Genomic DNA, 824 nt, shown 5'->3' on the forward strand with positions numbered 1-824 from the left:
GGCACGGCGGTGCTGGGCCTGGGCAATATCGGCGCGCTGGCCTCCAAGCCGGTCATGGAAGGCAAGGCGGTGCTGTTCAAGAAGTTTGCCGGCCTGGATGTCTTCGACATCGAAATCAACGAAACCGACCCCGACAAGCTGGTGGAAATCATCGCGGGTCTTGAAGCCACCTTCGGCGGCATCAACCTGGAAGACATCAAGGCGCCGGAATGCTTCACCGTGGAACGCAAGCTGCGTGAACGCATGAAGATTCCGGTCTTCCACGACGACCAGCACGGCACCGCCATTACCGTGTCGGCCGCGTTCATCAACGGCTTGAAGGTCGTGGGCAAGGACATCAAGACGGTCAAGGTGGTGACCTCTGGCGCCGGCGCTGCCGCCCTGGCGTGCCTGGACCTGATGGTGGACCTGGGCCTGCCCCTGGAAAACATCTGGGTCACCGACATCGAAGGCGTGGTCTATGAAGGCCGTACCGAATTGATGGACCCGGACAAGGCGCGCTTTGCGCAGAAGACGGATGCCCGCAAGCTGGCCGAGGTGATCCAGAACGCCGACGTGTTCCTGGGCCTGTCGGCCGGCGGCGTGCTCAAGCCGGAAATGGTTGCCACCATGGGGCCGCGCCCGCTGATCCTGGCGCTAGCCAACCCCACGCCCGAAATCCTGCCGGAAGTGGCCCATTCGGTGCGCGACGACGTGGTCATGGCCACGGGCCGGTCCGACTACCCGAACCAGGTCAACAACGTGCTGTGCTTCCCGTACATCTTCCGGGGTGCGCTGGACGTGGGCGCCACCACCATCACGCGCGAAATGGAAATGGCGGCGGT

General features: G+C 63.6%; 1 protein-coding gene. It reads left to right on the forward strand.

Annotated elements, in window-relative coordinates:
- Positions 1–824 (forward strand): malic enzyme-like NAD(P)-binding protein (locus WBR68_RS31385; RefSeq protein ID WP_304505243.1); only part of this gene is annotated, 824 nt, incomplete at both ends.

Source organism: Achromobacter sp. JD-1, from assembly GCF_038594925.1.
In the GTDB taxonomy this organism is placed as follows: Bacteria; Pseudomonadota; Gammaproteobacteria; order Burkholderiales; family Burkholderiaceae_B; genus Achromobacter; species Achromobacter spanius_C.